The organism is Aquisalinus luteolus (assembly GCF_009712425.2).
Taxonomy (GTDB): domain Bacteria; phylum Pseudomonadota; class Alphaproteobacteria; order Caulobacterales; family Parvularculaceae; genus Aquisalinus; species Aquisalinus luteolus.
This window is the reverse complement of the sequence record NZ_VCJR02000001.1, coordinates 1,212,272-1,232,527: the sequence shown is the minus strand read 5'-3', so window position 1 is coordinate 1,232,527 and position 20,256 is coordinate 1,212,272. Positions and strand designations below refer to the sequence as shown.

General features: G+C 60.9%; 19 protein-coding genes. 8 read left to right on the top strand and 11 right to left on the bottom strand.

The genetic code is table 11. From position 1 onward, the window contains the following. Positions 1-65: 65 nt before the first annotated feature. The 4 genes from FF098_RS05755 to FF098_RS05740 all read right to left on the bottom strand — a co-directional run bounded on the left by FF098_RS05755 (position 66) and on the right by FF098_RS05740 (position 4,895). On the bottom strand, positions 66-1,037 hold the full coding sequence (locus FF098_RS05755; RefSeq protein ID WP_155138328.1) for an acetyl-CoA carboxylase carboxyltransferase subunit alpha: 972 nt from the start codon (positions 1,035-1,037) through the stop codon (positions 66-68). Between the two features lie 162 nt (positions 1,038-1,199). Then, positions 1,200-2,087 carry a subclass B3 metallo-beta-lactamase gene (gene bla / locus FF098_RS05750; protein WP_155138326.1) on the bottom strand — a complete coding sequence of 296 codons (888 nt, stop codon included), beginning with the start codon at positions 2,085-2,087 and terminating at the stop codon, positions 1,200-1,202. Between the two features lie 107 nt (positions 2,088-2,194). After that, positions 2,195-3,175 (bottom strand): site-specific tyrosine recombinase XerD, encoded by a 981-nt coding sequence (locus tag FF098_RS05745; RefSeq protein ID WP_155138324.1) that lies wholly within the window; start codon positions 3,173-3,175, stop codon positions 2,195-2,197. After that, complete coding sequence (locus FF098_RS05740) at positions 3,168-4,895, bottom strand: hypothetical protein (protein WP_155138322.1); 1,728 nt, start codon at positions 4,893-4,895, stop codon at positions 3,168-3,170. The genes FF098_RS05745 and FF098_RS05740 overlap by 8 nt, the downstream gene beginning before the upstream one ends. 281 nt (positions 4,896-5,176) lie before the next feature. Here FF098_RS05740 and FF098_RS05735 point away from each other — a divergent pair, with 281 nt between their 5' ends. From FF098_RS05735 to FF098_RS05720, 4 genes are read left to right on the top strand one after another with little or no spacing between them, the layout of a single operon-like run. Next, entirely contained in the window at positions 5,177-5,749 is a 573-nt protein-coding gene (locus tag FF098_RS05735; protein ID WP_155138320.1) for a shikimate kinase, read from the top strand. Positions 5,750-5,753: 4 nt separating this feature from the next. Further along, the gene (gene aroB / locus FF098_RS05730) at positions 5,754-6,866 is read left to right on the top strand and encodes a 3-dehydroquinate synthase (protein ID WP_155138318.1); all 1,113 of its coding nucleotides are present in this window, start codon (positions 5,754-5,756) and stop codon (positions 6,864-6,866) included. Further along, positions 6,866-8,134 carry an HlyC/CorC family transporter gene (locus tag FF098_RS05725; RefSeq protein WP_155138316.1) on the top strand — a complete coding sequence of 423 codons (1,269 nt, stop codon included), beginning with the start codon at positions 6,866-6,868 and terminating at the stop codon, positions 8,132-8,134. Before aroB ends, FF098_RS05725 begins: the two co-directional genes overlap by 1 nt. Before the next feature lie 15 nt (positions 8,135-8,149). Further along, positions 8,150-9,454 (top strand): TCR/Tet family MFS transporter, encoded by a 1,305-nt coding sequence (locus FF098_RS05720; RefSeq protein ID WP_155138314.1) that lies wholly within the window; start codon positions 8,150-8,152, stop codon positions 9,452-9,454. Positions 9,455-9,468: 14 nt separating this feature from the next. On the opposite strand, the gene FF098_RS05715 is transcribed toward FF098_RS05720, so the two are convergent. After that, entirely contained in the window at positions 9,469-10,827 is a 1,359-nt protein-coding gene (locus FF098_RS05715; protein ID WP_155138312.1) for a glycoside hydrolase family 27 protein, read from the bottom strand. Positions 10,828-10,926: 99 nt separating this feature from the next. Next, positions 10,927-11,190 (bottom strand): BolA family protein, encoded by a 264-nt coding sequence (locus FF098_RS05710; RefSeq protein WP_155138310.1) that lies wholly within the window; start codon positions 11,188-11,190, stop codon positions 10,927-10,929. A gap of 99 nt (positions 11,191-11,289) precedes the next feature. Between FF098_RS05710 and FF098_RS05705 the strand changes: the two genes are divergently transcribed. Continuing rightward, positions 11,290-11,937: a J domain-containing protein gene (locus FF098_RS05705; RefSeq protein ID WP_155138308.1), complete on the top strand. Its 648-nt coding sequence runs from the start codon at positions 11,290-11,292 to the stop codon at positions 11,935-11,937. Positions 11,938-12,031: 94 nt separating this feature from the next. Then, positions 12,032-13,024 carry a cobaltochelatase subunit CobS gene (gene cobS, locus FF098_RS05700; protein WP_155138306.1) on the top strand — a complete coding sequence of 331 codons (993 nt, stop codon included), beginning with the start codon at positions 12,032-12,034 and terminating at the stop codon, positions 13,022-13,024. A 6-nt stretch (positions 13,025-13,030) separates the two neighbouring features. Here the strand turns inward: cobS and FF098_RS17835 are convergent, their stop codons facing one another. Then, positions 13,031-13,165: a hypothetical protein gene (locus FF098_RS17835; RefSeq protein WP_268235253.1), complete on the bottom strand. Its 135-nt coding sequence runs from the start codon at positions 13,163-13,165 to the stop codon at positions 13,031-13,033. Between the two features lie 150 nt (positions 13,166-13,315). On the opposite strand from FF098_RS17835, the gene FF098_RS05695 reads away from it, so the two are divergent. Further along, positions 13,316-15,130: an ATP-binding cassette domain-containing protein gene (locus FF098_RS05695; RefSeq protein ID WP_155138304.1), complete on the top strand. Its 1,815-nt coding sequence runs from the start codon at positions 13,316-13,318 to the stop codon at positions 15,128-15,130. A gap of 23 nt (positions 15,131-15,153) precedes the next feature. Then, positions 15,154-16,125 carry a Gfo/Idh/MocA family protein gene (locus tag FF098_RS05690; RefSeq protein WP_155138302.1) on the top strand — a complete coding sequence of 324 codons (972 nt, stop codon included), beginning with the start codon at positions 15,154-15,156 and terminating at the stop codon, positions 16,123-16,125. A 61-nt stretch (positions 16,126-16,186) separates the two neighbouring features. On the opposite strand, the gene FF098_RS05685 is transcribed toward FF098_RS05690, so the two are convergent. The 4 genes from FF098_RS05685 to gatB all read right to left on the bottom strand — a co-directional run bounded on the left by FF098_RS05685 (position 16,187) and on the right by gatB (position 20,202). After that, entirely contained in the window at positions 16,187-16,525 is a 339-nt protein-coding gene (locus FF098_RS05685; RefSeq protein ID WP_166426347.1) for a P-II family nitrogen regulator, read from the bottom strand. 171 nt (positions 16,526-16,696) lie between these two features. Next, entirely contained in the window at positions 16,697-16,978 is a 282-nt protein-coding gene (locus FF098_RS05680) for a hypothetical protein (protein ID WP_155138300.1), read from the bottom strand. Between the two features lie 154 nt (positions 16,979-17,132). Then, positions 17,133-18,701: a glycosyltransferase family 39 protein gene (locus FF098_RS05675; protein WP_155138298.1), complete on the bottom strand. Its 1,569-nt coding sequence runs from the start codon at positions 18,699-18,701 to the stop codon at positions 17,133-17,135. Between the two features lies 1 nt (position 18,702). Further along, positions 18,703-20,202, bottom strand: a complete 1,500-nt coding sequence (gene gatB / locus FF098_RS05670) for an Asp-tRNA(Asn)/Glu-tRNA(Gln) amidotransferase subunit GatB (RefSeq protein WP_155138295.1) — start codon at positions 20,200-20,202, stop codon at positions 18,703-18,705. Positions 20,203-20,256 lie beyond the last annotated feature (54 nt).

The following is a 20,256-nucleotide window of genomic DNA, read 5'->3' as shown; positions in this document are numbered from 1 at the left end:
CTGACAGATTACCTGAAGAACGCCCGACAAGGCAGGCTTGTCTAACCTGAACCTGTTAGTTGGGGCTAAGCGAGACCGACACGACCGATATTGAGGAATTTCTCACGGCGCTGCTTGCGCAGCTCTTCCGGCGACAGGTCTTCCAGATCATGGATTGCATGCTCCACCGCATCGCCGAGGCGCTCGATGGTCGCCTTCACATCACGATGGGCACCGCCCAGCGGTTCGGAAATGATCTGGTCGATAACACCGAGTTCCAGCAAATCGGAGGCGGCGATTTTCATCGCTTCTGCGGCATCCGGCGCCTTGTTGTCGCCCCGTGCCTGGGCATCGCGCCAAAGGATCGAGGCGCAGCCTTCCGGCGAAATCACCGAATAGATCGAATGTTCCAGCATCATGACGCGGTTGCCGGCGGCAATGGCCACGGCCCCGCCGGAGCCGCCCTCGCCCACAATGACGGAAATCAACGGCGAGCCAAGCCCAAGGCATTTCTCGGTGCAGGTAGCGATGGCCTCTGCCTGGCCGCGCTCTTCCGCGCCAAGGCCGGGATAGGCGCCCGCCGTGTCGACAAGGCTGACGACCGGCATGTGAAAGCGCTCTGCCATTTCCATCAGGCGGATCGCCTTGCGATAGCCTTCGGGGCGTGCGGAGCCAAAGTTGTGCTTCAGCCGGCTCTCGGTATCGCGCCCCTTCTCATGGCCGATAAACATCACGGAACGCCCCCGAAAACGGGCCGGGCCGCCGACAATCGCCTCATCCTCACCGAATGACCGGTCGCCGGCAAGCGGCGTGAAATCCTCGGTCAGCCCCTCGATATAGTCGCAGAAATGCGGGCGCTGGGCGTGGCGAGCGACGGAGGTCTTCTGCCACCGCGTCAGGTTGGAATAGGTGTCAGAAAGCAGTTTCTGCGCCTTGACCTCGAGCCGCGAGATCTCGTCATTCACATTGACGTCCGCGCTTTTCTCCATGCCGCGCAGGTCTTCAATACGGCTTTCCAGTTCGGCGATCGGTTTTTCAAAATCCAGATAAGTGCGCATACTCATACCCGCGGGGTTTAGAGGGGTTTCGTTACGATGGGCCTAAGATGCCCGCCTGTTCACTACTTAGGTAAGCCAATGCGACGGGAATGCCAAGTTTCGACCGCCCGGCACAGGAGGAAATATCAATACAAATCAAGCCATTCGGCGGATCGGAGGCGATCAGTTTCCGCCTTGTTCGTCGGTGAGGCGCCTGTTCAGGCGCTGCTCTATGGCATCGGCATAGCCGCGGCAGGCGGCAGGATCGGCGAGGTTCCCTGCCAGTAAGCGCTCCCGCATGCTGCTGGCCGTCGGGTGCGGCGTCAGCAGCAAGGTGCACTCCAGCGCCCTGACTTTCTCGATCGCCTCGCGATAGGCAGCCAGATAGGCCGGATGATCTGAAAAGCGGTAGTCGTCGGCACTGACCGGCGACATGCTGTCGGCGTAGACGATCGTCTGGCAGGCCTCGCCCTCGCAGCTCTGCCACTGCCAGCTCATCGCCCCTGCTGTATGGCCGGGTGTCGAGACAGCGGTGATGGCAATCCCTCCAAGCTCGATCACGTCGCCATCTTCTACGATGCCATCGACGCTGGCGGCGGGAAACGGCTCATGCATACCATATTGGGGATCTGTTGCCGCATCCTCCCCCGTTTCAAAAACCGTTGCGGCGGCGGGTGACGCCAGCAGCCGAGCGCCGCTGCCTGCCTGCAGGGCAGCAATCCCCGCCACATGGTCGAAATGCTCATGGCTGTAGAGCAGGATTTCGATGTCTGAGATGTCGAAGCCCAGCGCCTCAATATTCGCAGAGATCAGTTCTGCCCCCGCTTCCGTTCCGCCATCGATCAGCACATGACCTTCATCGCCAGCGATCAGGATTGCGCCGATACCACAAGTTCCCACGTAAAAGGTATTGCCGAAGACCCTGAAAGGCGGGCCGGGCTTGTCCCACTCGTCCCAGTCCTCGCAGGCCTGCACCCAGCTCTGTCCTGAAGTCTCATCGACCGCAACAGTTGCTGGTTCGGAATTGCCCATGGCGGCGATCAAGCCGGCCCAGAAGAGTGCTGACATCATTTTTCCTGAAATATCCCTGTGTTGGCGGCTTGGTGATCAATGCCATTATCATCTTGTGCTGCCACGGCAGAAATATGGCTGGTCCGGAACACCGGAAGCAGTCCGGATCATTTTTTCGCCAGGGGGTGCTTCTCCAGGACCAGCTTTCTAAGGCGCTCCTGCTGCACATGGGTATAGATCTGCGTCGTCGTGATATCGGCATGGCCCAGCATCTGCTGGACAGCCCTGAGGTCGGCGCCCCCTTCCAGCAGATGGGTGGCAAACGCATGACGCAGTACGTGAGGCGATACACCGGATGGCGGCACGCCAGCGGCGACGGCGAGGTCCTTGAGCAGTTGCGCGAAACGGGCGGCTGTCAGGTGCCCGGTCTTTCCGCGCGAAGGAAACAGCCAACGCTTGAACGGCCCCTCCCCATCCGGCAGCGTCAAACGCCAGCCTTCACGCAGCCACGCCTGGGCAGCGGCCATGGCCGGGTCGGACAACGGCACCAGCCTCTCCTTGTCGCCCTTGCCGATGACAGACAGAAAAGGCTGGCCCTCGCGGATCGCCGATTTCGGTAGGCCGACAAGTTCCGACACCCGCAGGCCGGTGGCGTAGAGGATTTCAAGCAGGGCAACGAGGCGCAGGGCTTTCGCCCGTTCCACACCATCTTCAGCGGCTGCCACCGCATCGCTGGCAGCCTGCAGCAGCGCGTCGACCTGCTCACCGCTAAGCACTTTCGGCAGGGGGCGGACAGTCTTTGGCCGGTCGACAGTTTCCATCGGGTTGTCGGCACGCAGCTTCTCGCCATAGAGGAAGGCATAGAACTGCCTGAGGGCGGAAACGCATAGCGCCTGTGTCGCCGCGGCGGTGCCGGAGGCCTTCAGCCCCTCGACATAGGAGCGAATATCGTCCGTATGCGCCGTTGAGAGCGTTTTCTTGCGCCGTTTCAGAAACGCTGCGACGCGATCGAGGTCGCGCCCGTAATTGCGGATCGTGCGAGGGCTGGCGCCACGCTCGACCAGCATCATTTCCAGAAAGGCTTCCTTGTGGGCCAGGCTTCGGGCCGTGCCGATTCCACCATCGCCCGCATCGGAGGTATTATTCATCGCCCGGTTTGACACGCGGCGTGATGCGCGACTGGGGACCGGTCGCAGGTGCGCCATTGGATTCCACCGGGACGACAGTCGGACCAAAATCATCGAGCGGCCGTGCATCGGCGATGGCTGTGATCACCTGACCAAGGCTCGCCTCGAAAGCGAGTTCGCCCTCGATATCTATCGTGCTGAGGATTTCTTCAGCATCCACCATGAGCGTTTCCCGGATAGATCCCAGAGGCCCGTTGCCCGTGCTGGTATGTGCAAGGATGAGCCATGACAGCGCGGCAGCGCCTTCCGCTTCGCCGCGAGCATTGTTGAGGCTGACGCGAACGAGATCGGGGATCAGCTCGGCGGCAATCGCCCTGTCCGTCGACCACTCGGTTTCCATCGGCTCGATAGTGATGCCGTTCTGCTCGGCAATGCGTGTCGCCAGGGACGGGTCACGCAGGTTGAGCAGCGATGCCAGCATGCCGGCCTCATCAACGCCATCGGGATTGCTCTGGTCGGTTGTAAGGGCACCGATCCATTTGCGCGTCAGGCTTTCATTGCGGGCGACGATGCCTGTCAGTGCGTATTCCATGGCATAAGGCGTATAGTTGATCACAACCTCGACCTCATCGGCCATCGGCGCGAACAGCTTGGCGAGGACGGTAAACTCTTCAGCCGTTTGCGCTGACTGCAGCGCATCGCCGATCAGCGCCGTGCGATCTATGGTGAATTCCGGCGCTGTCATTTCCGCAGCGGCGCGCCAGACGAGCAGCGGGGTCAGCGGGTCTTCAGGCCGTGTCTCAAGCGCTTCGCGGGCCGTTGCGATCTGCTCCGGCGACAATTGCAGCGACTGGACGAGGCTGCGGGCATCGGACGGACGCAGAATGCCCAAATAGAGCCCCTCGCGGATAGCATAGGTGCGCGCGTCGAGGCTGGCAGCCGGATCATTGGCGACAGCGCGCAAGATATTGCCACTCACCCCTTCCAGCTGGTCAGGCGTGAACGATGCGCCAAGCTGACGGGCCGCGACATAGTCGAAACCTGTCTGCGGTGCAGCGAAACTGTCCGGCGTTCTGCCCGTGATCAGCGCCGTGAACAGCTGACCCTCGCTGCCATCGAGCGCTGCCTGCTCGCGCAACAGACCGAGCGACAGGTCTGCGGCGGCGGTCTCGCCATTCTGGACATAGCAAAGCAGGCGCAACTTCAGCCAGAACGGCTCACTGCGACCGGTCTGCAGGTTAGCGCCGCGGCGGCAGGCGGTGGCGAGATCGCCATTCAGCATGTCGGCATAGGCGACGGCCTGGGCCAGTTTCGGCTGGCGCGACAGGCCCCCGGAAAGCTCGGCCAGCGAGGCGGCCTCTTCATAGAAGCCGGCATCGGCGAGTGTGCGCAGCTTGATGACCGTCAGGTCTGTCGTCGCCCCCTCGGGTCCCGGACCGGCGGAGAGGAGCACACGGCGCAGCAGGTCCAGTTCGGCCGGATTGGAGTAAACAGTCGGCACTGCCTGCAACAGGAATGCGACATCATCAGCTTGCGTGCCCCGCCAAAGGCTTGAGGACAGGGCCCCGGTCGACGGCGTCAGAGAGCCGATATCGAACGTGTTCTGGCCGAATTCGGCCGTCTCGACCGCCACCGGCCCGATATCCTGGATGGTCTGGGCTGCGGCAGCGCTGACAGCAGCGCTTGCAAAGGCAGAAAGAAAGAAGGCCGGAAGCGCCTTACGGGTCAGGTTGCGGGGCATTGAGATCAATCTCCTGCTCAATCATTCTCGTGTTGGGCGTACGGCTAGCGCCCATGACATACAGAACTATCAAGGTCATGATGAACAGCACAAACAAAAACATGAAGAAACGCAAAGTCTCATCTCCTGATCGCCATTGCCGTCCTGACAGGTCGGTACCCTAGCCCTGTTTCATACGAGGGTGACAGGCCAAGGTGACAGGAAAAAGGCGCAATGATCCTGCAAACTTGGCTTCGCGCCCCGATCACGGCTGGCAACGGGCGCCGGTTTCGGATAAAGCCATGCCGGTTATGTCAGATTCTGCCGCTAACGCACCGAAATATGGAGAGATTCCGCAAAAAACCATCGTCCTCGTGGGCATGATGGGCGTTGGCAAGACAACTATCGGACGCAAGCTCGCCGAGATGCTGGATGTCCCCTTTTTTGACGCCGATCACGAGATCGAAAAAGCCGCGAACATGTCGGTCAGCGATATCTTCTCAGAACTGGGCGAGGCCTCCTTCCGCCAGGGCGAGCGCCGGGTGATCCGCCGCCTTTTGAAAGGCCCGCGCCACGTGCTGGCGACCGGGGGTGGTGCGTTCGTTGACGAGAAGACGCGGCAGCTGGTCAAGGAGACGGCCATCTCAATCTGGCTGCAGGCCGATATCGATGTGATCCTCAAGCGCACCGGCAAGCGTGACACCCGCCCTCTCCTGAGAGATGGCGATCCGCGCGAAACGCTGTCCCGCCTTCTGACCGAACGCGAACCCTATTATGCTGAAGCCGACCTTGCCATTGTCAGCAAGGACGGCCCGCACAAGGTCACCGCTGACAGAATACTGGACGAGCTGGCAAAACTGGGCCAACAGGATTGATACTATGCAACAGGCAGGAACAGTACGGGTGGGCCTTGGCGGGCGCGCCTATGATATTCTTATCGGCACAGGGCTGATCGCCAATGCAGGCGAGCATATCGCGCCGCTATTGCAACGCCGCAAGACAGTGATCGTGACCGATGAACATGTCGCCGCCCTGCATGGGCAGGCGCTGATGGCTGCCCTAGCGAAAGACGGCATCGCGGCGGAGATGATCACCCTGCCCGCCGGCGAAGCGACCAAGCGCTTCGAGATGCTGGAAAGCCTGACCGAGCAGCTGCTCGCGCTGGGCGTCGAGCGCAAGGACGCGATCATCGCGCTTGGTGGCGGCGTCATCGGTGACATCACCGGCTTTGCCGCCTCGATCCTGCGCCGTGGCTGCCGCTTCATCCAGATTCCGACCAGCTTGCTGGCGCAGGTCGACTCATCCGTAGGCGGAAAGACGGCGATCAATGCAAAGGCCGGCAAGAACCTCATCGGCGCCTTCCACCAGCCGGTGCTGGTGCTGGCCGATACCGATGTGTTGCATACCCTGCCCGAGCGCGAGTTGAAGGCAGGCTATGCCGAAATCGTCAAATATGGCGCCCTCGGCGATTTCGAGTTCTTCGAGTGGCTGGAGGAGCACGGCACCGCCCTGCTCGCCGGTGACGACGATTTGCGCCGCGAGGCGGTGACGCGTTCGGTCAGTGCCAAGGCGCGTATCGTCGAAGAAGACGAGACCGAAGGTGGCGTGCGTGCGCTCCTGAACCTGGGCCACACATTCGGCCATGCGCTGGAAGCGGCGACCGGTTACTCGTCCACCCTTCTCCATGGCGAAGGCGTTGCCATCGGCATGGCCATGGCGTTTCGTTTCTCGGCCGAGGAAGGCCTGTGCCCCGGCCAGGACGCCAGCAGACTGGAAGCACACCTGACCGCCTGCGGCATGCTGCCCGATATCACCACCCTCGCCGGTGTGCGAGAGGCTGGACCGGAAGGACTGCTCAAACTCATGTATCAGGACAAGAAGGTCGAGGATGGCAGGCTGACACTGATCCTCGCCCGTCGCCTTGGCGATGCGTTCATTGCCAAAGATGTCGAGCCCGACAAGGTTACACGCTTTCTGGAGCGCTATTTCTGATGGAACAGGTACTACCAACTTCCCTTATCATTTTTGGCCTGCTGCTGATGTCGGCTTTCTTCTCCGGCTCGGAAACGGCGCTGACCGCAACCTCGCGGGCGCGGATGCGGTCAATGGAGGATCAGGGCTCGAGCGCCGCCGGCGCGGTCAACAAGCTGATCAGTGACCGCGAGCGGCTGATCGGTGCGATCCTGCTCGGTAACAACCTCGTCAACATTCTCGCCTCCGCACTGGCAACGAGCATGTTCATCTCGCTCTTCCCGGAAGGCCCGGGCGAGGTCTATGCGACCATCGTCATGACCATCCTCGTCCTGGTCTTCGCCGAGGTAACGCCCAAGACCGCAGCTATCGCGAGACCGGAAGCCATCGCCATGCTGGTCGCCCGGCCGATGCGCCTCGTCGTGACCCTGTTTGCACCTGTCACCGCCATCGTGCAGTGGATCGTGCGCTCCTCGCTGCGCCTGTTCGGGCTCGACGTGTCGCGGCAGGCGGATGTACTCTCGGTCAGTGACGAGATCAAGGGCGCTCTCGACCTGCACCACGAGGAAGGGCAGATCGACAAGGAAGCGCGCGACATCATCCGCGGTGCGCTGGAGCTAGACGACATCCGGGTCGAGGAGATCATGCTTCACCGCAAGCAGATCGAGATGCTGGATGTCGATCAGCCGGTCGACGAGATCGTCAGCTTCATGATGAGTTCGAACCATACACGCATTCCGCTGTGGAAGGACGACCCGGACAATATCGTCGGTGTGCTGCACGCCAAGGACCTTCTGCGCGCCCTGTGGAGCGTGAAGATGGACACAAGCCAGATCGATATCGCGGCGCTGGCCATGGAGCCTTATTTCGTGCCTGAAACGACGACGCTGCAGGAACAGCTCGACGCCTTCAAGCTGACCCAGCAGCACTTTGCCCTGATCGTCGATGAGTATGGCGCGCTGATGGGCCTTGTCACGCTGGAAGATATCCTCGAGGAGATCGTCGGCGAGATCGAGGACGAATATGACGAACCGCTACAGGGCGTGCGTCCGCAGGCAGATGGCTCGATCTATGTCGATGGCTCCGTCACGATCCGCGACCTCAACCGCGCCATGGACTGGCGCCTGCCCGACGAAGAGGCCGTGACCATTGCCGGCCTCGTCATCCATGAAGGCCAGTGCATCCCCGATGTCGGCCAGATCTTTTCCTTCCACGGGTTTCGCTTCGAAGTGCTGAAGCGCCGCCGCAACCAGATCACGGCGCTCAAGGTCACTCCGCTGGAGCAATAGGACACACCCCTTTTCATGGCCCTCTTTTCCCGCAAGCCGGGCAGGTATGCACTGGCCTTCCTTTTCGTCACGGTGCTGCTCGACATCATAGGCCTCGGAATCATCATTCCGGTGATGCCGACACTTCTGACGGAGCTGACCGGCAAGTCGGTGTCGGAGGCGGCGCCCTATGGCGGTGCGCTATTGTTCGTCTATGCCGTGATGCAGTTCTTCATGTCGCCAATCCTCGGCGGACTGTCTGACAGGTTCGGCCGCCGCCCGGTGATCCTGTTTTCCCTGCTTGGCTATTCGATAGACTTCCTGCTCATGGCGTTGGCACCGACATACTGGTGGCTATTCCTGGGCCGTGCCTTGTCCGGTGCTTTCGCGGCAACCTTCGCGACCGCCAATGCCTATATCGCCGACATCTCGCCGCCGGAGAAACGAGCGGCGAATTTCGGCCTGCTCGGTGCCGCCTTCGGTCTCGGCTTCATCATCGGGCCCGGCATTGGCGGCTGGCTCGGCGAGATGGGCACGCGCCTGCCTTTCTTTGCGGCGAGCGCGATCATCTTCGTCAACTTCGTATACGGCTTTTTCGTGCTGCCAGAGACCTTGGCCGAAGAGAACCGCCGGCCCTTCTCCTGGGCCCGCGCCAACCCGTTCGGTAGCCTGATACAGGTCGCGAAATACCCGATCGTGATCGGCGTGCTCGTGACCTATTTCGTGATGCAGTTCGCCCACAACTCCCTGCCCGCGATCTGGGCCTATTTCACCGAATGGAAATATGGCTGGTCACCAGCCGAGGTCGGCACATCGCTGATGTTTGTCGGCGTCCTCGCTGCCGTGGTGCAAGGCGGACTGACGCGGAAAATGATCCCGATCATCGGCGAGCGACGCGCGGTGCTGATCGGCGCAGCCTCGATGATCGCGTCTTTTGTGGGTTACTCCCTGCTCGCGCCGACGGGTGTCTGGGTCTATCTCTGGCTCGTCATCGGCGCGCTCGGCGGCTTCATGATGCCGGCGATGCAGGGGCTGATGAGCCGGGCGACCCCGTCGAACGCACAGGGCGAACTACAGGGCGCCATCGCCTCGGTCATGTCGATCACCATGATGACCTCGCCGCTGACGATGACGCTCCTGTTCGAATATTTCACCGGCAGTGGTGCGCCGGTCGAATTTGCCGGTGCGCCTTTCCTTGCCGCCGCCATCCTGCTTGCCCTCGCCATGATCCCGTTCTGGATCACCATGCAGAAGGCAGACCTGAGGGCCCGTGGCGAGAAGGCGGCACAGGACGCCGGGGCAGCAGACAATGCCGCCCCGAATGCCGACACAAGCTCCTGATTTCAGCTAAAACCTCAGACCGCTGAAATTTTGTAAAGCGCACTCGCGTGACTGCGCAGCTCCTGCGAAATGGAATCGCTTATGGTGGATGTCCTGCCGGACCAAAGCTCCGTCACCCGCGCGGTGTCGGGCGCACCCAGCGCCTTCAGCGGCTGCTCTATAGGCCTCGACCACTGGTGCAGGTTGAACAACGCGGCATAGATATCGCCCTCGGGCGATTCAGCCCGCCAGACGATCTGATCACCATTGTTCCACAGCTGCATGTTGTTGTGGGAGTGCTGGTTGACGGCGATGACATCGCGATTGGTCAGCAGGCGCAGCGTGTTATCTTCCAGGTCGCGAAGATCGCCGCCCATGATCAGTGGCGAACGGGCGATGGCCCACAGCGTCATCAGCGTCTGTTGCTCATCGCGCGTGAACCGGCTCTTGCGGTCGCCCAGCGCCAGCGTGCCGAGCGGCAGCATGTCGGCATCCGGCCACGCCCCCGGGCGGCGGAAGCCGTTCCAATTGTGCAGGCGCTCGAACTGGTCATGCAGCAATTGCCAGTCGTCCCAGAAATCGTCGGAGATGCGCCAAAGCTGCGCATATTTCTGTGCGTGGGCGCCCCATTCGATATTGGTCTCGCCCGGCGACAGGCTCAACACCATCGGGCGACCGGTCGCATCCATAGCCGAGCGGATCGCCTCGACCTCATCCCAGTGATCCTCGTAAGGACGGCTGATATCGTCGACCTTCACATAGTCGACGCCCCAGTCGGCGAACATCTGGAAGACCGAATTGTAATAGGCCTGAGCACCGGGCTTCGACATATCGACACCATACATGTCGCCATTCCAGGTGCAGATCGACAGCGGATTGGCAATGTCGCGGGCGGTATATTCCGTACCCAGAACCGGCAGGTCCTTGTCATAGGCGATCCGCGGGATGCCGCGCATCAGGTGGATACCGAACTTCAGGCCGAGGCCGTGGATGTGATCGGCGAGTGGCTTGAAACCTGCCCCGCCCCGCGCTGACGGGAAGCGATTAGGCGCGGGCTGCAACCGTCCGTACCCGTCCATGGCGAGTTCCGCCTGGTCGCGATAGGCATAGCCGGTTGCGTTCGGCTCATACCACTGGATGTCGACGGTAAAGACGTCATAGCCATAGGGCAGCAGCTTGTCTGCCATCACCCTGGCGACATCTTTCGCCTGTTTCTCGGTAATGGTAGTGGCAAACGAGTTCCAGCTGTTCCACCCCATTGGCGGTGTTGGCGCGAGCAAGTCACCGCCGGAAGCAGTCTGTGCCCGTGCACTCGTTGAGCCCTGTCCCAGAGCCGTCAGCCCGGCGGTTCCCGCGACCGCGCCAAGCAGCGCGCGCCTGTTCAATGTCGACATGATTTCCTCCTCTTTGTTTCCGATGATTAGAGCGAGGAAGCGGCTATCAGATCAACGGTAGTTGGGGTGGCCTACAATCGATTTCAGATTCAGCACCACTCAGGACGGTGTGTCCGTCACCATAGTCAGCGCGTGGACCGGCCCGGCGAGTTCTTCGGCGAGAATTTCATTCACCATCTTGTGACGCTGCAGGCGGGTCTTGCCCTCGAAGGCGGCGGCAACGATTCGCACGCGGAAATGGCTCTCGCCGCCCTCCGGTGCACCGGCATGCCCCTTGTGGAGGTATGACTGGTCTTCTATCTCCAGCTCGGTGGGCGAAAGCCCAGCTTCCAGCTTGGTTTTCAGGGTTTCTGCAACGCTCATATCATTATCCTTCCGGCAAAAGAAAACTGCTGAGAAAGCCACTTACTGCCCTGCAAGTCAAGACTGTTTTATCGCCCGCAAAACACCCATAATCCGCCAATGCCAAAGAGTTACGAATACAAGCCCCGTATGGGCTTCGATATCCGCGCCAAGCCGACCAAGGGCGGGCGCACTGCGCGCAAGTCATGGGCCAAGCAGGACGTGCGCACCTGTGACCATCCGGAGTGCGAAAATCCGGCCGAAGTGCGCGCACCGAAATCGCCAGACCAGCTCAATGAATTCTTCTGGTTCTGCCCGGTCCATGCCCGCGAGCATAACAAGAACTGGAATTTCTTCGAAGGCAAGAGCGAGAGTGAAGCCCAGAAGATCCGCGAGGCGGCCCGCTATGGTGACCGTCCGACATGGGAGATGTCCAAGAACTCCCGCGCTGCTGCCGCTGCCCGCGCCTCCGTCGGTGACGAAGCCGTCATCAACGATTCCCTCGGTGTCTTCGCCCAGAGCCCGGATGCGAAGATCGACCGCGAGGCGGTAATGCGCGAAGGACGGCGCCTGACCAAGCTGCAGATCAGCGCCTTCAAGACGATGAACCTGCAACCAAACTCTTCAGCTTCCGATATCCGCAAGCGCTATGCCGAACTCGTCAAGCGCTTCCACCCGGATTCGAACGCAGGCGACCGTGGCGCGGAAGAGCAGCTGCAGGAAGTCATCAAGGCGCACCAGATCTTGAAAAAGGCGAATTTCGTCTAACTACCCTATCGACACCTGACTGCGCTGAACCGGCACCTTGCATAGGCGCCCGGTTTGCGTGATGTTGCGCTGCATTATTGTTGAAGAGAGCCTTATGACGTCGATCGATACCAACGCCAGTTTTGCTGAAAGCCCTGACATCACCGTCTCCGCCAAGGAGATGTTCGGTGTGCCGGTGGACATGACTGTGCCGGCCTTTTCCGAGGGTAATGAATATGTGCCCCCGCGCGACGAGACCTATCGCTTCGACCCGGAAACGACGCTGTCGATCCTCGCAGGCTTTGCCCATAACCGCCGCGTCATGGTGCAGGGTTATCACGGCACCGGCAAATCGACCCATATCGAGCAGGTCGCCGCGCGCCTGAACTGGCCGTGTATCCGCATCAACCTCGACAGCCATGTCAGCCGGATCGACCTGATCGGCAAGGACGCCATCGTGGTCGAGGACGGCAAGCAGATCACCGCCTTCCGCGAAGGGCTGCTGCCATGGGCGTTCCAGCGCCCTGTCGCGCTCGTCTTCGATGAATATGATGCCGGTCGCCCGGATGTGATGTTCGTCATCCAGCGAGTGCTGGAGGCCGAGGGTCGCCTGACCCTGCTCGACCAGAACCGCGTCCTGTCACCGAACCCCTATTTCCGCCTGTTCGCGACGACCAACACGATCGGCCTCGGCGACACGACCGGGCTCTATCACGGTACGCAGCAGATCAACCAGGGCCAGATGGACCGCTGGTCGATCGTCACCACGCTGAACTATCTGGAACATGACGAGGAAGCGGCGATCGTGCTCGCCAAGCTGCCGAGCTATGACAGCAAGGAAGGCCGGGAGAAAATCTCCGCGATGGTGCGTGTCGCCGACATGACGCGCAATGGTTTCATCAATGGCGACATCTCGACCGTGATGAGTCCGCGCACGGTCATCACCTGGGCGCAGAACGCTGAAATCTTCCAGAATATCGGTTATGCATTCCGGGTAACGTTCCTGAACAAATGCGATGAGCTGGAGCGACCGACGGTGGCCGAATTCTATCAGCGTGCCTTTGGCGAGGACCTGCCGGAAGCGGCTCACCAGCTAGGCATCAGCTAGCTTTCGTCAGAACGCCGCTATCAGGTACAGCCCCAGCGGGATCGCAACGAGGACACCGATGAACACCAGCCCGACGAGGTCAAGCGAGGGCTCTTTGTGATAATCGTCTGAACCGATCTTGTCGTGATGCTCATTGAACATGGCCAAATCTCCTTGCGGCATTACAACCCACGCGCCGCCTCGATGCTCATGAAACACCACGAAATGGGCATTTCTAAGGCTTTGACGGGGCCATACCGCGCACGCTAGAAGGCCGGACCTCCGCCGTTTTCTATCTAGTCAGGCAAAACCATGACGCCTCCCCTGCTCACCCTTCGCGATATCGCCCTGACCTTCGGCGGCACCCCGCTGCTGACGGGGGCCGAGCTGTTCGTGCAGGAGCGCGACCGGCTATGCCTTGTCGGGCGCAACGGCTCGGGCAAATCGACCCTGCTGAAGATCGCGGCTGGCCTTGTCGAGGCAGACAGCGGCGAACGCATGATCAAGCCGGACGTGACCGTGCGCTATCTGGAACAGGAGCCGGATTTTTCCGGCCATGCGACGATCCGCGACTATGTCGCCGCCGGGCTGACGCCGGGCGATGAGGAATACCGCATCGATTACCTGCTGTCCGAACTGGGCCTGACCGGCGAGGAAGACCCGGCAAAGCTTTCCGGCGGCGAGGCAAGACGCGCCGCGCTCGCCCGCGTCATGGCGCCTGAGCCTGACATCCTGCTGATGGACGAGCCGACCAACCATCTCGACCTGCCGGTCATAGACTGGCTGGAAGCCGAACTGAAAGCCACCCGCTCCGCCGTCGTCCTGATCAGCCACGACCGCCGGTTCCTGGAGAACATCACCTCACGGACGATCTGGCTCGACCGCGGCCAGACGCGCGAGCTGAACCAGGGTTTCGGCGCATTCGAGGAATGGCGCGACACGGTTCTGGAACAGGAAGAACTGGAACAGCACAAGCTCGACCGCAAGATCGTGCGCGAGGAACACTGGGTCACCTATGGCGTCACCGCCAGGCGCAAGCGTAATGTGCGCCGCATGAAGGAACTCGGCGAGCTGCGTGCCCAGCGCCGCGAGATCGTGAAAGTCCAGGGCGGGCCGAAACTCGCTGCCAGCGAAAGCGGCCAGTCCGGCAAGCTGGTGATCGAGGCCGAGCACCTCGCCAAGTCCTATGGCGGGCGCGACATTGTGAAGGACTTCTCTATCCGCATCCAGCGCGGCGATCGTATCGGCCTCGCAGGCCCGAACGGTGCCGGCAAGACGACGCTGCTGAAAATGCTGATCGGCGAGCTGGCGCCCGACAGCGGGTCGATCCGTATCGGGACCAATCTCGATGTCATCACTCTCGACCAGAAACGCGACAGCCTGAAGCCGGAAACGCGGCTGATGGATGCGCTGACCGGCGGGCGCGGCGACATGGTCTCTGTCGGTGGCCAACAGAAACACGTGATGAGCTATCTGAAGGACTTCCTGTTCCAGCCGGAACAGGCGCGCTCGCAAATATCTGCCCTGTCCGGCGGCGAACGCGGCCGACTGGCGCTGGCGATTGCTCTCGCCCAGCCCTCCAACCTGATGGTGCTCGACGAGCCGACCAACGATCTCGACCTGGAAACCCTCGACCTTTTGCAGGAAATGATCGCCGCCTATGAAGGCACTGTGCTGCTCGTCTCCCACGACCGGGATTTTCTCGATCGCACGGTGACCGCGACTATCGCCCCTGAAGGCGACGGCACGTGGCGTGTCTGGCCCGGCGGCTATACCGACATGATGCGCCAGAAGCGTGAGATGCCGGTGCGCGAAGCATCAGTATCGGAAAAACCTGCCGACAAGCCGAAACAGGACAAGGCTTCTCCGCCGCCACAGCCGCAGAAGAAGGCGAAACTGTCCTACAAGGATCAATACGCGCTCGATACGCTGCCCGGCGAAATGGAGAAGCTTGAACAGGACATTGCCGCCTATGAGAAAGTGCTGGCCGATGCCGACCTGTTCATGAAGGACCCGGACAAATTCAGACAAGCAACGCAGGCGCTGGAGGCAGCGCAGGCGAGCCTCGCCGAGAAGGAAGAGCGCTGGCTGGAACTGGAAATGATGCGCGAGAGCCTCGAGGGCTGAGCGCCAATGCCAAGGAGACAGGAATGCTGAGAATCGGACTGCTGGGCGCGTCGAGAATCGCCCCGACAGCCCTCATCCCGCAGGTCGCAAAGCGTGATGACTGCAAAATCGTTGCCGCCAGCTGCCGCGATGTCGAGCGTGGCGAGGCCTATATCCTCGAGCATGCGATCGAGCGCTGCGAAACGAGCTATGAAGCGCTGGTCGAGGCCGACGATATCGACATCGTCTACAACGCCCTCCCCCCGAACCGGCACAAGGACCTGACCATCCGTGCCCTGAAGGCCGGCAAGCATGTGCTGTGCGAGAAGCCGTTTGCGATGAACGCGGCAGAGGCGCAGGAAATGGCTGATGCGGCCTCGACAAGCGGCACAGTGCTACTCGAAGCCTTTCACTATCGCTTCCACCCGGCGTTTGAGCGCGTGCTGGACATAGTGCGCGACGGCCGCCTCGGCACGCTGCGCGAGATGGAGAGCGTCTTCACCGTCACCATCCCCAACCGCGATGGCGAGCTGCGTCATGATCCGGCACTGGGCGGCGGTTCGCTGATGGACCTTGGCTGCTACTGCCTCCACGCCCTGCGCTCCATTGCCGGGGGCGAACCGGCGGTCGAACGTGCCGTGGCCGAAGACAATGGCAAGGGCGCGGATATGGGCATGGAGGCATACCTCACCTTCCCGGGCGGCGTGTCGGCGCACATTCATTCCTCCATGCGCGAGGATATCGAGTTTGAGGCGAGCGTGAAGCTGACCGGCGAGAAAGGCATCCTGCATTACGCAAACTTCGTGCACCCGCACAAGGGCCACCAGGTCACAATGCGCGTGCACGGTCAGGATGATGTCGAAACCGTCGATGGCGATACGACCTACGACCACCAGCTCGACCATTTCATCCGCCTGGTGAAGGGGGAAGCCGAACCGGTCCTGCCCCCGTCCGATGCGGTCGCCAACATGGCGCTGATCGATGCGATCTACGCCGCTGCGGGCATGGACCGATAAAAGAACAGCGCCGCCGGTTGCCCGGGCGGCGCTGGTAAAACCCTGTCTGAAAGGGTGCTCTTTACAGAGCGGATTCGTCGACTTCGCCAGTCCGGATGCGGACAGCTTTTTCAAGATCGACGACAAAGACCTTGCCGTCGCCAATGGAGCCGGACCCGGCCGCCTTGACCACCGCCTCGACCACCTGGTCGGCAATGCCGGCAGCAACGGCGATTTCCAGCTTCAGCTTGGGGATGAAATTCACCTGGTATTCCGTGCCGCGATAAACCTCGGCATGGCCCTTCTGGCGGCCATAGCCTTTTACGTCGCTGACGGTCATGCCCTGAACGCCGACCTTGCCAAGCGCGTCGCGCACTTCATCCAGTTTTTGCGGTTTGATAATTGCTGTGATCAGTTTCACTGGCCTCACCTTCCGGTTCGCATTTGAAAAACAGACTTATAGCCTGTTCGCCCGGGAAGATAAAGTGCCAGCCTTTTATATTTTCATAGCATTTAATGGCGCACGACCGCCCCAAAACCGGCCTTTTGCCCCGCAAGCTTGCCCTAATCTGCCTTTCGGGCAGAACAGGCCTTAGAGAGACATAGCGCCCTGGCGGTTGGACAGCCATTCGCGCGCCATGCGCTGGGCTTCGGCGACCTGGTCAGTGGTCATCTCCAGCAGCAATTCCTTGCGATAGAAACGCGCATCGGGATTGCCCTTCATGGCGGACAGGTTGAACCATTTATGCGCCTTGACGATATCATAATCCTCGGCGCCCGGTGTGGATGCCTCCAGGCCCAGACGATACATGTCGTCGGCGCTGAGCAGTTTTTCGGCCCCTTGCAGGGTATTCGGTGTAATGCTGATGGACATTTTGCCCCTCTCCTTCTTCCAGACAGTGTGGTCGAACAGGCCTAATGCCCGTTAACCACGCCGACTATGTCAGGATCAGGGTGAAGATCACGTAAACGGCAAATTTATGGTTTGTTTACGGAGTTTTTAGAAGCCGTTAAGGATTGAGACGCCCTCACGGCCATGGTTTGTCCGTACAGAAATTACCGTAAAACGGATCTGTTTCAGGCACCGGCGATATGCCCCATTGCGTGCTACGCCAACCATTTGAGCGAATCGGATGCTTCCATGGCGCATCGACGATGCGTGTGCCGGGCGCCTCGGAAATGGCCCTGAACCGGTCCTGCACCGGCTGGCCGAGCAGTTCCTCCGACCAGACGAAGTAACAGGTGCGCCCCTGTTGTGTATCGATCGGATTGTAAAAAAGCAGGTTGATGGAGCGCACATGGGCGTCCGGCAGCAGGCGGCGCAGATTGCCCGCCGTATTCTCCTCATAGGCGATATAGATGCCGTCCTTTTCGAAGCCTTCTTCCTCGATGGCACTTTCCAGCGCATCATAGGGCACCCAGCGCCAGCACTCGTCACAGACCGGCGGGCCTGCCCAGCCGACATTGACGACGCGCAGCACAGCCATCACCGCGACCGCCCCGATCAGCATTTTCACCCATGTTCCATCGCCTTTTTCCGCAACAGCAACGCGGACCCGCGCCATCATCCAGAAAAAGCCCGGCAGGAAGAACGGCACGACATAGCGCTCGGTGACGTTGGAAACGCCAAGCAGCAACACCCCGGCAAGAATGACAGCGATGCTGGCGAGAATGGACCGCCTGCAAAGCTGCAAGAGCGGGTCACTGACTATCGCTGTGCGGGTGAACGCCTTGCGGGCGATCACCGCAACGATGAGCAGAAAAGGCACATAGAAGGACAGGATGGCACCGATCGCGTTCCCCAGTCCCTCGCCGACCCGTTCCAGATGACTGCCATTGAGGCCCAGCTTCGAGCCGGCATAGAGCTCCAGCAATTCACGGTGAGCGTTCAGCCAGATCAGGTGGGGCAACAGAAGAAGGATCGCAATGACGACAGAGGCACCGATGCGCCAATGCAGCATGATCCTACGCATGTCGCGATCTAGCAGGATCGGGATGCCGACGGCCACGAGAAAGCCTGCAAAATTGTACTTCGCCATCAGGCCCAGCCCGACCGACGCCCCGAAGATGAGGTAATCCGCCCACCGCTTTTCCTGCAGCAGCCTGATCAGTGCCCAGAAGGAAAAGCAGGTCGCGGCAATGGCCACCAGCGAATGGGTGAACGCCTGATGATAGTTCCAGCCGATCTGGTAGAGCAGCAACGCGGAAAAAACGGTGATCGCCGCCCAGCGCTGGCCCGCCGCATCACCGCCGAACAGCCGTCGCCCGGCAAGGAACAGGAAGCCAGCCGAAAAGACCAGCAGCCCGTATTTGACGATCAGGAAGGAGACGAGCCCCGGCCCCGTCAGTTGCTGGACCAGCGTCAGCGACCATTCGAACAGGGGCGGATTGTCCGGCAGGTATCCCCAGCGCAGCTCCTGCGTGAAGACGTTTTCCTTCGGGTCGTCCATCGCCAACTGGAACCCGGCAATGAGACGGATCAGCGAATGGACGAGACCATAAAGCGCGGTGAGGACGAGGACACCGGGCAGGGAAAACGGCTGGAATCCCTTTTCCGGGCTTTTTGCGGGCTTTGCCCCCTCGTCCCGCGCCAGCATCCTATTCGACGCCCAGCTTGGCCTTCAGGATGTCGTTGACCGCCTGCGGGTTGGCCTTGCCGCCGGTCGCCTTCATCACCTGGCCAACGAACCAGCCCATGGTCTTGGGCTTTTCCTTCACCTGAGCGACCTGATCCGGATTGGCGGCGATGATGTCGTCGACGACCTTCTCGATGGCGCCGGTGTCGGTCACCTGTTTCAGGCCGCGCTTCTCGACGATCTCTGCCGGGTCACCGCCCTCTTCCAGCATGATGGCGAAGACATCCTTGGCGATCTTGCCGGAGATGGTCTTGTCGGCGATCAGGTCGATCAGCCCGCCGAGCTGGTCGGCGGAAACCGGCGAGTCGGATATGTCGCGGTCCATCTTGTTCAGGGCACCGAAGAAATCGCCCATCACCCAGTTGGCCGCCATCTTGCCATCGCGGCCCTTGGCGACCGCCTCGAAGAAATCAGCCTTCTCCCGATCCATGGCGAGGATCGTGGCATCATAGAGCGGCAAGCCATACTCCTCGACGAAGCGGCGCTTCTTCTCGTCGGGAAGTTCAGGCAGCGTCGCGCGGATTTCCTCGACCCACTCGTCGGAAAATTCCAGCGGCAGCAGGTCCGGGTCCGGGAAATAGCGATAGTCATGCGCGTCTTCCTTGGTCCGCATGATCCGCGTCTCGCCGGTCGCGACATTGAACAGGCGCGTTTCCTGGTCGATCTGGCCACCAGCCTCCAGCACCTCGATCTGGCGACGCGCTTCATAGTCGATGACCTGGCGCACATAGCGGATCGAGTTGACGTTCTTGGTTTCCGTCCGTGTACCCAGATGCTTGAAATCGCCGGTCTCCAGGAACTTCTCATAGCCACCGGCGCGGCAGACGGAGACGTTCACGTCGGCCCGCATCGAGCCCTGCTCCATGTTGCCGTCGCAAGTGCCGAGATAGCGCACGATGGTGCGCAGCTTGGAGAAATAGGCCGAGCCCTCTTCCGCGGAACGCATATGCGGCTTGGAGACGATCTCCATCAGCGCGACGCCGGAACGGTTCAGGTCCACATAAGACTCTTTCGGCGCGAGATCGTGGATCGACTTGCCCGCGTCCTGCTCCAGGTGCAGGCGCTCGATCCCGACCTTGATCACTTCGCCGTCGTCCAGCTCGACCTCGATCTCGCCTTCGCCGACGATCGGGTCCTTGTACTGGGAAATCTGATAGCCCTGCGGCAGGTCCGGGTAGAAATAGTTCTTCCGGTCAAAGCGCGACCAGGTGTTGATCTTGGCGTTCAGGCCCAGACCGGTCTTGATCGCCTGCTCCACGCAATAGCGGTTGATGACCGGCAGCATGCCCGGCATCGCCGCATCGACGAGCGAGACATTCTCGTTCGGCCCGGCGCCATATTCGGCCGACGCGCCAGAGAACAGCTTGGCATTGGAAGACACCTGGGCGTGGACTTCCAGCCCGACAACGACTTCCCAGTCGCCGGTTGCGCCTTGCAGGACTTTACGTGGTTGAGCAGTCATTCGATTTCGTTTCGGTGAAGGAGTAATTGCAATCCGCGCAAACTAGCCGAACCG